Consider the following 14,783-nt stretch of genomic DNA (forward strand, 5'->3'; position numbering starts at 1 on the left):
ACATTTGGATTTGCTTTTTAGAATTTTTCTTATTAAACCAACAGCGCCTCAACACTCTGTTTCACCGACTGATACAGATGTGATAGCGACGGCTTTGTGATCAACGCCCCTATCGGCTGGATAGGGTGGTCCTTTCGCTGATGCACCTGATCGTAGTAATCCAAGGAGAGCTGATGCACTTTTAGATGCGGGAAAATGTGCCACTGCTTTGCAGTTACTAAGCGCTTCACCTTTATCTGCGCAGCTTCCAGCGTCTCACTTACCTCAGCAGACAGCTTTTCACTGTTATAGCCATAGACATAGGCCACTAAAAAAGTATTTTCCGCCTGCTTGAAGGTATGAAAAAATTGGATTTTATCTTTTCTTCCCAAATTCGCCTTAAAATAAGTGGTTGATAGATTTCTGTCCACTGCTTCGTAGACATAGGTAACATAGGGGTTCGTATCCAGTTGCGACATCCATGCGGTGTAAAAATCATCCTCAATCACTTGATCTGGAAGCTTTGTGGTGATCAGAACTTTATCGTAAATCTGTTCCTCATAGTCAGTTTTGACACTCACATGCTCACCACGTGTTGTAATCTTTCGAACTGGCATGCCATAACGAATGTCCTTTACGCTTTCAGCGAGTTTATCGATCAGTGCGCCAGTTCCCTCCTTTACATAGAGGAGTTTATCACTTTTAATGAAGGTTTCTATGGTGTGCGTATCGAAGATTTTAAAAGCGTAGTATGCCTGAACCTCGTGGATACTACCAAATCCAAAGGATGAAAAGTGAGGGGCAATGACTTGGGCAATGGTGTTCAAATTATGTTGATCTAGATATGCACTGAGCGGCATACTAAGTGCTTTGGGAATCTGACCGTAGGTAACTTCTTTCACCATCTCTCTATAACCCATCAAATGCTCACTGAGCACAGCAAGCTCGCTCATCAATTGGCCGATTTCGTCACTTGGGACATGTTCAACCTGTTGAAAATGCTCATCTAAAAATATACGATGCGTAAACCTTTCTGTATATGCGAGTTTAAGTTCTATTAAAAGCTCCTTGATGAGCTCTGGGAATGCGAAGACAGTACCGACCTCCGTTACGTTTCCCCCATTTACCAAGGTTTTGCAATGACCACCAATTGTAGCCTCTTTTTCATATACGGTGACTTTTGCGCCGGCTTTTTCAAGTAAATACGCTGCGACCATGCCACTAAATCCTGCTCCGATTATCGCTACTATCATGTTTACCTCTTTAGTTAATTCTATAAACTTCTATAAACTTCTATAAACTTCTATAAACTTCTATAAACTTCATTAAAATTCATTAAAATCCATCTTGATAAATGGCTTTACTCAAATTGATCAATACGGTTTATCCAAGTACGTCCATAAAGGCAGAAAAATCTTTTCGCCCATCTCTTTTCTATGATACTCAATCGGTGCAAAATCGCCTGTTTCATATGAGATGAGTTCATTGATGTTATAATGCCTCACCCATCTCTGAAAGCCAAGCTTTATCGCTTCTATTGGTTTCTTATTATGAACCAATCCCTTGATGTGATGCAAGGACTTTTCTGTATAGGTGCCTCTCGCATCACTCATCTCAGAAGGTTCGATCTCAACCTTTGGCATTAAGCCCCAGTGTTGAAAGATGGATTCGACTTCTCCCTTTATCTTCTTCTTAGATTTTCCCCAAAGCTCAGGCTCATAATCGACAGTCACACTTTGCACATCAAAGTGAAGTGCCAAAGCCACTGGAATAGCCACAGCGTTTAATAGATCGTCTAAATTATCACTTCTTGTGGCTGTATAGAGTCTTGAACAAGCGATTTGACTGACGTAATCCATAATCACGTATTGATAGATCGTCCCAGCCTCACTTAGTTTTCCAAAATCTGTGATCCATATGTGCCAATGGCTACCACTTTTAAGTGTGGCATCCATTTCAATGTGTGTCGTCATACTATCCTGCTGATGACTTATTTGCAGCTTTCTATTTTGCTTATCCAAATACTTGCCATAGGCAAACTTTAAGCGCTTATCCTTTGTGGTAAGATCATGACGTTTCATGATGTTATATACTGCTGACTCACTTATGCCAAGTGACAGCTCATCCGTAAGATAATATATTGCTTTTGGACCATATGTAGGGTAATTGGTGATGAGTTCAAGTACCTTAAACGTGATCTCGGGACTGGTTTTGTTAATAGGCGTTCTGGACTTCGTATTTGGTTTCAGTCCTTGAACGCCTTGTTTTTTATATTGATGATACCATCTATAGTAAAGTGTTCTTGAAATCTTATATTTTTCACAGGTACAGCTCACACCTAACGCTTCGGCCTCTTTAATAATTGTCATTTTCTGCTGATAATCCATCGTCACCCTCAATCCGTCTGACTTTAACAAAAGTTTAACACACTCTCTGAAGTCCTTCAACTCTAATGGTTTTGGGAGATGCTAAAAACATTTTACTTTAGGAAAAAGTTGACACTTTAAATGCGTTTCTAAGCCCATAGCCCCATTCATATCCCTTGTTTTACGATTAACGATATTGTAAACACTTTGGTAAAGTAAAATCTCATTGAGTTTTCTGACAATTTCATGGATTGTGCTAATTTTTAGACATTGATATACTCTAGTCAAACAAATAACGGAGGTCTTTATGGACGAGCTAAAAATCTTTAGTATCAAAAAAGGCATACAAGAGGATAATGTAAAAATAGCCAATATCACGCGATCAGAGCTAAAGGAAAAAGAAGTTTTCATGATCAATGTCATGTCTTCTCCTGGAAGCGGTAAAACCTCAACCTTGGTAAGAACCATAGAGAAGCTAAAGGGTGAAATGGGCATCGGCGTTATAGAAGCCGATGTGGACTCTGATGTGGATGCGAGATCGGTTCAAAACGCAGGTGCAAAGGCAGTACAAATGCACACGGGTGGTCTTTGTCATCTCGATGCGACTATGGCTAAGGCCGGAATCGATGCACTTGAAGTAGATGGCCTCGATCTCGTCTTTTTAGAAAACATCGGCAATCTCATCTGTACGGCAGGCTACGACACGGGCGCAATGAAAGACATCGCCATCCTTAGTGTACCTGAGGGCGATGACAAACCTTTAAAATACCCTATGATGTTCGAACGAGTGGATGCACTCATCGTCAATAAGATCGATGTTATGCCCTACTTTGATTTTAATATGACCGTTTTAGAAGAACGCGTTAGAAAACTCAATAAAGACATTAAGATCTTTCCTATATCGGCAAAAACCGGTGAAGGTATGGATACTTGGATCAACTGGATTAAAACAGAGATGAAGGGTGGTAACTAAAATGAAAGCAACGCATAAAGTGGATTTTGCATTTAGCTGGGAGGATGTGGGGAACCGTCCTTACCGTCAGGTCATCGTGGATCTTGCAAACAAAATTGGTAGAACCAAGGCAGGTACAGGTAGAGAAGCCATTCCACTTGGACCAGAGTACTATGCCTTAGCACCTATCCTCACAGATGAGCAAGCAGAAATCGCACTGCACCTCGCTTTCAGGGAAAAGCGTTCGGCTGAGGATGTGGCAAAGTCATCTGGTCGTCCTGTAAATGAGGTTAAGGATATCCTAGATTATATCGCATGGGCAGGTGTGGCTTTTGTTAACACTGTAGATGGTGTTGATCTCTACTGGCAGGACATCTTCGTACCAGGTCATCTTGAAATGATTAACAACAACAAGGAAATCGTCGCAAATCACCCAGAAGTGGCTGAAGCGTTTTATTATTTTGGTAGTAAAAAAGGACCTATGGCAGCGGGCATCATGCCGATAGGTGGCGGTCCAATGCGCGTTATCCCTATTGAGCGTGCCATCGATGGTAACACGAAAAAGCTCTCTTATGAAGAGGTCTCAAAGCATCTCAATGAAGCAACTGTGTTTTCAGTATCAGACTGCTCTTGTAGAACTTCTCGCGAGTCTATGGGCGAGGGCTGTGGCCATCTTAAGGAAGAAATGTGTATCCAACTCGGTCACGCAGCTGAGTATTATATCAAGACAGGTCGCGGTAGAGCGATTAGTCGTGAAGAGGCGTTTGATATCATCAAGCGTGCTGAAGACAATGGTTTGATGCATTCTATTCCTAACCTCGATACCCCAGGACACACACATGCCATCTGCAACTGCTGTGGCTGTAGCTGTTATGCAATGCGTCTTGCCAATGAATTCTTAAACAATGACATCGTCAGATCGAACTATAAATCCGTAGTAGATGAAACCAAATGTGTGGCTTGTGGTGAATGTGTGGACGTGTGTCCAACCAATGCACTTAAGCTTGGTCAAAAGCTTTGCTCAACCAAGCCAGTAGATGAAGCGATCACAAAGATTAAGCCAAACAACACTGAGTGGAAGGAAGACAAGTGGAACCTGGACTATCGTGTTAATCGTAAAAATGCACTCGATTCTGGTACTGCACCTTGTATCACCAAGTGTCCAGCGCACATCCCTGTTCAAGGCTACATCAAGCTGGCATCGCAGGGCCGTTACCTCGAAGCACTTGAACTGATTAAGAAGCACAACCCACTGCCTGCTATCTGCGGTCGTATTTGTCCGAGACTTTGTGAGGAGGACTGTACTAGAGGTGAATTCGATACTGCGGTTGCAGTCGATGACATCAAGAAATTTATCGCAGAGAAAGATCTACATGCAGATACGCGCTTTGTACCTAACAAACGACATGATTATAGCGACAAGAAGATCGCGATTATCGGTGCTGGACCTTCAGGATTGACCTGTGCGTACGATCTGGCTGTGGATGGCTATGACGTTACCATATACGAAAAAGAAAACGTACCGGGAGGTATGCTGAGATTTGGTATCCCTTCTTATCGACTTGAGAAAGACGTTATCGATGCTGAAATAGAGGTTTTAAAAGAGCTTGGCGTTAAGTTTAAAACGGGCGTCACCATCGGTAAAGACGTTACGATCAAAGCACTTAGAGCAGAAGGGTTTAAAGCCTTCTTCGTGGCGATCGGCGCACAGTCAGGACGCGGTCTGGGACTCGAAAATGAGGATGCTGAGGGCGTCTTCAGCGGTGTAGACTTCCTACGAAAAGTCAACCTCGGACGTGAGACACATACGACGGGTAATGTCGTGGTAATCGGCGGTGGTAATGTTGCGATGGACGTGGCGAGAAGTGCAGTGCGATTAGAAGGCGTTAAGGCTTCTAGTGTGTTCTGTCTCGAATCGAGAGAACAAATGCCTGCACACGAGGAAGAAGTACATGAGGCACTTGACGAAGGTGTAGAAATCGAAAACAGCTGGGGACCACATCATATCCATGTTGAAAATGGTAAGGTCGTTTCAGTTGAGTTCATCAAGTGTGTATCCCTGTTTGACGCAGAGGGCAAGTTCAGTCCAAAATACGACTACAATCAAAAGAAAACCGTTCCTTGTGACACTTTGCTTTTATCAGTGGGTCAAACCTTTGATTACGGCGACCTCTTTAAAGATGAAGCGGTTACTTTTACGCAAAGAAAAACCATCGCGATCGATCCGATCACACTTCAAACTGCTGTAGCAGATATCTTCGCAGGTGGAGATGTAGCGAAGGGTCCAGGTCTTGCAATTGATGCCATCGCTGCTGGTAAAGAGGGTGCTATCTCGATCCATAGATATGTACAACCGGGTCAGTCGCTTGTATTTGGTCGTGATCGTCACGATTATAAAATGCTAGAAAAAGAGGCACTTGCTCCGATCGACTACGATGGAACTGAAAGACAACGCATTGATGCAGTTGAGGGTGCAGTAGCTAAAACGACGTTTAAGGATTTAAGAGGCGTCTTAACCGAAGAGCAAATTGCGCTTGAAACGGCACGCTGTCTAGGCTGTGGTGCGACGAAATCCGATGAATACCTCTGTGTAGGATGCGGCGCGTGTACGCTAAAATGTAAGTTCGATGCAATCCGTCTTGAACGCGTTCACGATGCTATGGGCTATGAAATAGATGATCTGCCAAAAGCAATCATTAAGAATACCGTCATCAGAAAAGCAAAAATAACGCTGAATAAAATCAATCCTTTCAGTGAAACGAGGTAATTATGCACGAACTAGGAATCGTCTATGAGGTAATCAAAATCGTCGATCAGTTCGTCGTAGAAAATCAGCTGCTGAAAGTAGAAAAAATCGTTCTTGAGATCGGCGAGCTGTCTCAAGCCATCCCGAGATTTATTGAAGAGTGCTTTCCTGCTGCAGTTGCAGATACCCCTTATGAAACTACTGCACTTGAAATCGTGTCTGTACCCGCTGTGGCAGTCTGCAAAAGCTGTCACACCGAGTATGGCCTCATCGAACACCGAAAAATTTGTCCAAGCTGTTTGAGTGAAGACTTTACACTGATTTCAGGACGAGAGTTTAGCATTAAGGAGATTGCCGCTTATTAAAGTAAGGTAGCCCCAAAATTTGGGGCTATTTTTTTTACACTTTTGATTCAATTCTTATGTGATATACTTCCATAGTTTTTCTTGCAATGGGTTGCGCAACTATTGACTCTACTAAAAAAGAAATCATAAAGTTTCTAGGCCAAATGTCTATGAATCGATGGAAGGGTTCTAAGCTAATGGTTCTGGTTCCAATCCATGTTCCTAAGACCGTTAAAACCATTGACATCATAAATACAGTGATTAGTGTATTGATAATCATATGCGCCTCAAATTCGCTGTTGGTTGTGATGATTTTTTTCACCAATAGCTCAGTTGGTTTGTGTGTAATGGCTACTAAGGCAATTACAAACCATATGAAAGGGATAATTTTTAGTGTCTCCATCCAAATCTCAAAGCTAAACCCTCTTTCTAGAAAGGTGATTAAGGGTGCAACAAAAAAGCACGAGACAAATTGTATCAAATTAATGGTGAAATTTTCCTTTCTATCGTGTAGAATGTTAAGTAATAAGTCCCATTTACTACTTAGGCTATACGCCTTACCTTTTGGAGGCAGTTTTGAAACAAACGGATGTAAGATTACGGCTTTATAAAACCGTACTAATCGCAGGAATCTCATTATCAATTATAAGCGTCATCGGTAATTTTATCGCTGGATTCGAAATAGGAATCAACGTAAAGTGGGTATTCCTGCTCACAATATGTTCAATTGCCCTCCGTTATTCGGGAGATGAAAAATACAGTCCGCCTATGATGTTTACTGTGTTCATGGCACTTATCTATATCTTCTTACCAATTGGCTTTATCAATTCTGGAGGCAGCAATAACAATGCCATAGGCTACGCACTTGCATTTTTGATCACTATAACTTTTATATTTGTTGGTATTAAAAGAATTTTTCTAGTGGGCTCTTTGACTACAGTTTTTTTAGGACTTCAAATCTTTGAGTATCTTCATCCAGAACAAATAGCTGTACATACGAGACAAACTCAGTTTATCGATCACATGATACAGGTCCCACTACTAATTATCGTCTGTTACATCGTTCTTAATGTTTTTGCAAAAGAATATGAGAAAATGAATGCAAAGCTCTTACTCTATGCCAACCATGACGAACTAACGGGACTTTATAACCGTCGTGCTTTCAATCGTGCAATGGAGGATCTTAAAGATACTTCTTCAGGAAACTCACATTTACTACTACTGGATTTGGATAATTTTAAGAAGATCAACGACAAACACGGTCACTATATTGGCGATGAAATACTCCAAAAACTGTCGGATTTCTTAAAATCCCATTTTGATCTCCAATATCACATGGTTAGCCGTTGGGGTGGTGATGAATTTGCCATCATCTATCACGGAGACAGAAGTCACATGATAGAAAAGCTAGACATCATTCAAAAAGAATTTAAAGCGTATGTCTCTCAATACGAAGAAGCTGCTGGTATCAGTATGAGTATCGTAGCCCTGACAGATTATCAAAACGGTACTGAGGGTCTTATCGCAGCAGATCATCTGCTCTATGAGGTCAAAGCCTTAAAAGGCGAGTTAAATGAATAAAACGAAAAAATAAAAGTCCAGACGTGTTCTGGACTTTTTTATATTCTGTATTAACTAGAGTGCATCAAAGCGCGCTTTTGCTAGATCGTATTCTCGAGTTAGAAACGGTGAAACCTTCCCAACCGTATTTACCTCTTTTAGAAGTGGAAAATAATCCGCCGGCTCCCCATAATGCCATTCACCATTTGATAAGAGATTTCTAGTTCTCGTCTTTGAAAGATCAGATCGTTCAACTCTCAGCTGTGGCTGCTCCTCTTTACTTAGTTTATCTTGAAGTAAGTCAAAGCCTTCTTTTATAACAGCATCGGCTGTGTTCGACCTTCTATAAGCTTTCCATCTTACAAGGAAAGTCAATCCTCTTAGCACATCATAGCTATAGAATCTTGGAAATTGAAGCATTATAAAATCAGGATCCATCATTTCACCTGAGGTTTTGTAAATCAAATGATGATCGATGACATACTTTGCTGCTTGATCTAGAAAAAGAGTTTCCTCTTCACTAAGATCGCTTTGCTCTGCACACAGCATCACAGCTTCAAAAACGGGTAGACTCGAAGCGATTGAGCTCTTCTTTGAATGGCGATATGCCTCATCCTCACAGTTAAGGCCACCATCTGGAAGCTGGTATTTTAAGAACCAAGGTCTAATCCATGGAATGTGTGTATCTATATCGCTTTTTATGGTTCTCAAAATTTGATACATATTGCCCAATTGACAGTGACAGGGAATTTTTGTATAGGGATCGATCTCAGGATCGACTTCATCCTCAAAAATCGGGAAAAATCGCAAATACTGTTCATTCATCTGATGAATCATCTTATCGATAACAGCTTCTGGAATCAAATTGGCTTGCCCCATCTCAAACAGGGTAGACATGTGCCACCAGGGTGAATCCCATTTTGGCCAATAGGCATCCCGCTCAATGCTTTGAATCGCGGCTTCGCTGTTTAAATAGTTAATGCTATTTTCTATACATTTCTCTAAATCCATCAAACTTTCATTCATAACTAATACCACCCTTTTATTAATTGTCACTGTTAAGTCTGTTTTATTTGATACTAAATAGCTTTATTTAACCAACTTAATACATTGTATTTAAGCCACTCTAACTAGAATTTCATTATGTCTGAATAATGCGGGGACAAATGGCCCATTATAGACTGCCATTTTATAACCCGAAGTAACGCTATACCCTTTTTTCTCTAGCCAATCTCTTAGTTCTTCTGCCTTTTGTTGTTCTTTACCAGACGACCAGCTACCTCTATAAGAAAGGACGCCATATTTTCCCGCGTCAAACTGAGTGATTTTCAGACTAGGATCTAGGGGTTTGGGAATTGCATCCCATTTTTCCTTAGGTACGACAAAGGCCATTTTCATCTGGTCATGTTCTGTTTCCATGATGACTGGCACAGTCATACTAATCTTTTCTCTGGACTCGTTTTCATTACTAATATAACGAAAGAGCGTCCCAAAAGCTGAGTTTCTTCCTGATTGATTCGTCTGAGCCTTTTGAGATTTTTCGTATGTCACCATGTAAAATGCTTCATAGTTTCGGATTTCAAAGTTACCTTCTGTTAGAACGATCTGGTAATCTGGAGATTCATAGTTACTCATATTACACCTCACATTATATCAAAGCTATTTAGAAGGTGTATACCCGTTTTTAACTCAATTATAGCTCTGACAATTGTGATAAAATCCAGTTTACTGATAAATCTATATCTTCATAAGTTGTCTTATAAGAACTCACACTGATTCTGATGACAAATTCACCTTTCCAGGTAGAACTCCCCATCCACATCATTCCAGATGATTGAATTCGCTCTAATAATACTCTCGTTTTTTCCTCTGTTTCCAGTTTAATCAGGACCTGATTGAACACGATATCATTAAGGATTTGAACACCACCCGTTGATAAACTTGATGCAAAGTATCTTGCTTTCATATGAAGTTCATAAACCAACTCAGCGACACCTTTTTTCCCAAGACTCATTAGCGTTGCCCAAAGTTCTATTGCCCTAGCACGTCTTGACATCTCAGGTGTGTATAACATCCCATCACGTTCTGAGCTGAGTGTGATATAGGCACCTGTCATATGCATGGCTTCGATCATTTCATTTTTATGGCGACATAAGATAACGCCGCTATCATAAGGTGTATTTAGAGTTTTGTGTCCATCCACTGACCATGAATCAGCCATAGATAACCCCTTATATAACTTTTTAAACTTATCATTTGCAGCTACCCAAAGTCCAAATGCACCATCCACATGTACATATGCACCAGCTTTATTTGCATGTGGCAATATTTTGCTAAAATCATCAAACGCACCCGTATTGACGTTACCAGCTTGTAGGATTAGAAGAGTCATATCATCCATCTCTGGAAGCTGATCGACATTGATTCTGCCTTGAGCATCCATTGGTATCTTTATGACATTCTCTGCTCCAAGACCGATAATAGACAGGGCTTTAAAAACCGTAGAATGTGCGCCTTCACTTAAGATTACTTTAATTTTAGGTGCCTTGTTAAGCCCTTGCTTGGATACGTCATAGCCTCTTTTTTTGAGTAAATAATTTCTTGCCGTTGTGAGACCGACAATAGTAGCGGTTGAGCTCCCACTCACAAATCCTGCAACGGTTTCTTCAGGTAAGCCCAATAGGTCTACAATCCATCTTTCAGAAATGCTTTCAAGCTTAGAAGCTATAGGAGACATCACATATAGAGCAGCATTCTGATCCCAAACATCACTCAGCCACTTAACACCAAGTGCTGCAGGGAGAATGCCCCCATTCACAAATCCGAAATACCTGCCCCCAGTTTGAGCAACGGTAGCTGGTGAACCATACTTATGAAGAAGTGCAAGGATGTCGTCAGGCGTTTTAGGTTGATCCTCTAATGGTTCATCAAAAAACGATAGATTTTCAATCGCTTGATCTGTTGGAAACACATTTCTATCATCAATGTTGTAGATGTAATCTATGGCATATTTTTTTGCATTTTCTAAAAGGCTTAATGTATTTTGCTTTCGAATCGAATCAAGAATCGGACTAACATAGGGTTTCATATTTTCCTCCTTGGAATATTCTAAAAAAAGTATATAATGAGAGCATATAGCCATACAATATTACGATTGTATGGCTTACAACTTGGAGGCACTATGATTGATTTTCTTGGTTATCAGTTTCACTGGATGCCCAAACTTAATTCGCAAAGCCAACTGCCATTATATATTCAAATCGCCAATCAAATAGAGTCCGATATCCAAACGGGGATATTAAAAATAGGCGATCAGCTTCCTCCACAAAGAATCGTTGCAGAATATCTGAACCTCAATCATAGTACGGTTACAAAAGCATTTAAACTTTGTGAAGAAAAAGGGATTATAAAGGGAACTATTGGCAAGGGGACCTTTGTCAGTAGTATGGTAGGGGTGCCAAGTAGTCTTATAACTTTGCCAAAACCAGCGACGGTTATTGAACTTGGCATGCTATTGCCACTTTATGAAATGAATTCTTTAATTCAAGAGCATGTCAACGCAGTTATGCCTTTACTTGATGCGTCCATTGCCTATGAATATACCCTCCCGGAAGGCAATCTTAAGCATCGTTATGTAGCAGCCAAATGGTTAATGAGTCAAAACATTATCGCGTCTACAGATACCACTATCATTACAGCTGGTACTCAAAACGCTTTGGCAGCAATCCTTTTATCGAAGTTTAATAAGGGTGATCGACTGATTGTTGATGAGTATACTTACTCAGGAATCGTCAATCTTGCACAGAGGCTAGGCATTATTCTACTACCAGTGACGAGTACGGCTTTCGGAATTAACCTAGATCACGTTAAAACAACACTAAAAAGAGAAAAGGTAAAAGGCATCTATCTCATCTCAGACTGTCACAATCCTTCGACGATTTCTTTGTCCATACAATTGCGGAAAGATATTGCTGAAGTAGTAGTTAAATACAACCTTGTCTTGATAGAGGATGGTACCTTTCGATTTTCAAATGCTTCCATGCCTCCTACGATATGTTCGTTTTGCCCTGATCATGGTTACTACATTTATGGTACATCCAAATCGATTAATCCGACCCTTCGTGTTTCATATCTCATCGCACCAAAGTCGGAGATAAAAGCTTTGTCGGATACTTTATATGACTTAACTTGGATGACTTCTCCACTTACAGCTGAAATCACCTCTCTTCTTCAAGCGACTGGTCGATTTGATCAAATTATTAATGATAAAATCACTAAGCTTGAAGAACGGAATCAACTTACCGATACACTTTTAAAAAATTATAATATCCGAACTGCACCTCACAGCATGTACAGATTGATAGAACTTGATTCAACGATTGACGATCTTTCAATAGAAAAAAAGTGTTATGATGCAGGTGTTCAAGTTTTTTCCATGAAGCGATTTTCATCTGGTAATAAAACGAGTCTTCAAGGAATTCGAATTGCTATTAGTAGCCCAAACTCAATATCTGAACTTGAGGAAGGATTAACCCTTTTAAACGGTATACTGTAACGAAACACAAAACCCCTACTCATTTCCATGAGCAGGGGTTTCTTTGTAAAATTGTTACTAAAGCCTTTTAACTGTTACCGTATTACTCTACCTTAAATCGACTCATCTCATTTGAAAGCTTAGCGATATCGCCGTTGAGTACTTCAATTGCATGACCAATTTCTGTCACTCTTGAAAGCTGTTCCTCTGTTGAAGCATTGATTTCTTCTGTAGATGCTGCCGATTCTTCACTTAATGCCGCCATAGACTCAAGTGAACTGATTAAATCATCCTTCAAAGACTCAATTCTTTGTGCTTCTGAAGCAAAGGCCTTGATTAAGCCATCTACACTGTTAACACTTGAATCCACGTTGTCGAACACTTCAATCGTCGCTTCAAGATCCTTTTGTGCTAAATTGACTGTTTGCTGTGTTTCAGTAACGGTTTGATTGGTATGTTCAACCGTTTTAACGATGCCACCGATGATCTTACTAATTTCACTTGCTGAATTGGATGACTGTTCTGCTAATTTTCTAATCTCATCTGCTACGACAGCAAATCCTCTTCCTGCCTCACCTGCTCTTGCAGCCTCGATAGAAGCATTCAGTGCAAGTAAGTTTGTCTGTTCAGAAATGCCTTGGATTGTCACGACGATATTTTCTATTTGTTGAGAGTTCGCAGTTAAAGTCGTAACATTATCCGCAACTTCATCCGTACTATTAACGGTTTTTGAAAATGCTGTTCTTAAAATTTCAATCTTATCTCTACCATTTTTATTTTCAGTAATCATCTTTTCTGATTCTGCACTTGCTTGCTCAAGCTTACTAAAGATTTGGTTAATGCTATCGCCAAGCTCTTGCCCTGTTACAAGTCTTTCATTGACGCTAGATGCCATCTCTGTGGAACCATGTGCGATTTCTTCCACAGCCTTCGTAACCTCATGAGAAGCACTGGTTAATCCATCGACGTTATCAGTAATCATCATCGATGAACCTGCAACTGAATCAATTCTCTGCTTGGTTTCATGAATAAGATGCTTAATATTGGTATTCATTTTATTAAAGTCTATGGACAAGACCCCTATCTCGTCCTTAGAGTCATACGTAATTTCTTCAGTAAAGTTACCGCTTCCCACAGCTTCCATACCATTTTGAATGAGCTTGATTGGCTTAGAAACCCATCTGCCAATCAATAATTGGATTACTAACACTAAGATGGCGATCGTCACAAGAATAATTACGATATCACTAATGATAATAGATCGCATAATCGCTAAAACAGAAGCTCTTGGATAGGTCGCTACAATTTTAACATCATTTGAGGAATACGACATAGCGTATGATGGTGTCCCATTGTCATCGATACTTACCAAGGTATTATCAGAGCTAACGACGTCACTTAACCAAGGAATCTCAGAGATATCCTTTCCAACAAACTCTGTATTTGCATGATTTCTAATAAGTCCAGTAGAATCAACGATTAATCCATAGCCACCATCGCCAATATCCAAGAGTTCAAGTGATCTTTGAATGTCTAGCTTGCTCAACAGCTCTTGAACCGCAGTTGGTTCAATTCCAATCTGAACGATCCCTGCCGCATCCAATCTGGAAACGCCGATGTATTGAAATAAAACGTTGTCGGTACCACGAGGTGAAGGCTCCTGTGCCAAAGCAGCTGTTTTGGATTTTGCAAGAGCCACAAACGGAAGCGTTTGATCTGTAGTATTAAAATCAAATCCATAAAATCCAGTAATGTTCCCGTACTGTAATACCCCAGCACCATCGGTGACGTGAATTTCATCCACCTCTAAAAAGTTCGCAAGCGCAACCATTCTGTCTGTTTCTAGAATCGTCGGATCCAGCACAATCATCTGTGCGATGGAACGAGTCAATGCGATGTTTTTTTCATTAATTGCATTCTTTGTTATGTCAACGGTATCAACCGCCTTTGACATTTCACTTTCGATATTTGTAAGTTGGTTGTTTAAAAGCATCGTAACGACTTCTTCAACTGAGCTGTTGGTTTTTAAGACGTTGAAAATACCTAAAGCCGCTACTGCGATTACAATGAGCACACCCGTTACCAATACAATTTTTCCTTTTAGTTTCATAATTACCCCTTTCGACTTATATGTTTAAGACTCAGTTACGTCTGATTGATCCATTCTGTCAAAATAAATATAAGTAAATTTAGGTACGCGATATGTATGAAATTAGGAAAAAAGTATAAAAAAATTATACCCAATTTTTGCAAATATACGCTCAAACTCGCCAGAACATGATATACTAAAACCAAACATACG

Annotated in this window: 12 protein-coding genes; 5 read left to right on the plus strand and 7 right to left on the minus strand. The window is 40.3% G+C overall.

What is annotated here, in order from left to right:
- Positions 1–32: 32 nt before the first annotated feature.
- Entirely contained in the window at positions 33–1,232 is a 1,200-nt protein-coding gene (locus AC4PID_RS06630; protein ID WP_492134781.1) for a flavin monoamine oxidase family protein, read from the minus strand.
- A 120-nt stretch (positions 1,233–1,352) separates the two neighbouring features.
- Entirely contained in the window at positions 1,353–2,366 is a 1,014-nt protein-coding gene (locus tag AC4PID_RS06635) for a helix-turn-helix domain-containing protein (RefSeq protein ID WP_492134782.1), read from the minus strand.
- 286 nt (positions 2,367–2,652) lie between these two features.
- Between AC4PID_RS06635 and hypB the strand changes: the two genes are divergently transcribed.
- Genes hypB through AC4PID_RS06650 form a run of 3 tightly spaced genes read left to right on the plus strand, consistent with a single transcriptional unit; the run spans position 2,653 to position 6,408 of the window.
- Positions 2,653–3,318, plus strand: a complete 666-nt coding sequence (hypB, locus tag AC4PID_RS06640) for a hydrogenase nickel incorporation protein HypB (protein ID WP_492134783.1) — start codon at positions 2,653–2,655, stop codon at positions 3,316–3,318.
- Position 3,319: 1 nt separating this feature from the next.
- Entirely contained in the window at positions 3,320–6,064 is a 2,745-nt protein-coding gene (locus tag AC4PID_RS06645; RefSeq protein ID WP_492134784.1) for an FAD-dependent oxidoreductase, read from the plus strand.
- Positions 6,065–6,066: 2 nt separating this feature from the next.
- Complete coding sequence (locus AC4PID_RS06650) at positions 6,067–6,408, plus strand: hydrogenase maturation nickel metallochaperone HypA/HybF (RefSeq protein ID WP_492134785.1); 342 nt, start codon at positions 6,067–6,069, stop codon at positions 6,406–6,408.
- A 34-nt stretch (positions 6,409–6,442) separates the two neighbouring features.
- On the opposite strand, the gene AC4PID_RS06655 is transcribed toward AC4PID_RS06650, so the two are convergent.
- Entirely contained in the window at positions 6,443–6,790 is a 348-nt protein-coding gene (locus AC4PID_RS06655; protein WP_492134786.1) for a DUF2798 domain-containing protein, read from the minus strand.
- 173 nt (positions 6,791–6,963) lie between these two features.
- Here AC4PID_RS06655 and AC4PID_RS06660 point away from each other — a divergent pair, with 173 nt between their 5' ends.
- The gene (locus AC4PID_RS06660; RefSeq protein WP_492134787.1) at positions 6,964–7,968 is read left to right on the plus strand and encodes a GGDEF domain-containing protein; all 1,005 of its coding nucleotides are present in this window, start codon (positions 6,964–6,966) and stop codon (positions 7,966–7,968) included.
- Between the two features lie 54 nt (positions 7,969–8,022).
- Here the strand turns inward: AC4PID_RS06660 and AC4PID_RS06665 are convergent, their stop codons facing one another.
- The 3 genes from AC4PID_RS06665 to AC4PID_RS06675 all read right to left on the minus strand — a co-directional run bounded on the left by AC4PID_RS06665 (position 8,023) and on the right by AC4PID_RS06675 (position 11,035).
- Positions 8,023–8,973: a hypothetical protein gene (locus tag AC4PID_RS06665; protein WP_492134788.1), complete on the minus strand. Its 951-nt coding sequence runs from the start codon at positions 8,971–8,973 to the stop codon at positions 8,023–8,025.
- A gap of 90 nt (positions 8,974–9,063) precedes the next feature.
- Complete coding sequence (locus tag AC4PID_RS06670; RefSeq protein WP_492134789.1) at positions 9,064–9,582, minus strand: SOUL family heme-binding protein; 519 nt, start codon at positions 9,580–9,582, stop codon at positions 9,064–9,066.
- A gap of 58 nt (positions 9,583–9,640) precedes the next feature.
- Entirely contained in the window at positions 9,641–11,035 is a 1,395-nt protein-coding gene (locus tag AC4PID_RS06675) for a pyridoxal phosphate-dependent decarboxylase family protein (protein ID WP_492134790.1), read from the minus strand.
- A 93-nt stretch (positions 11,036–11,128) separates the two neighbouring features.
- Between AC4PID_RS06675 and AC4PID_RS06680 the strand changes: the two genes are divergently transcribed.
- A complete protein-coding gene (locus AC4PID_RS06680) occupies positions 11,129–12,502 on the plus strand; it encodes an aminotransferase-like domain-containing protein (RefSeq protein ID WP_492134791.1) in 1,374 nt (457 codons plus the stop codon).
- An 82-nt stretch (positions 12,503–12,584) separates the two neighbouring features.
- Here the strand turns inward: AC4PID_RS06680 and AC4PID_RS06685 are convergent, their stop codons facing one another.
- Entirely contained in the window at positions 12,585–14,591 is a 2,007-nt protein-coding gene (locus tag AC4PID_RS06685) for a methyl-accepting chemotaxis protein (RefSeq protein ID WP_492134792.1), read from the minus strand.
- Positions 14,592–14,783: the final 192 nt, after the last annotated feature.

The organism is Fusibacter sp. QWL-12, from assembly GCF_058683495.1.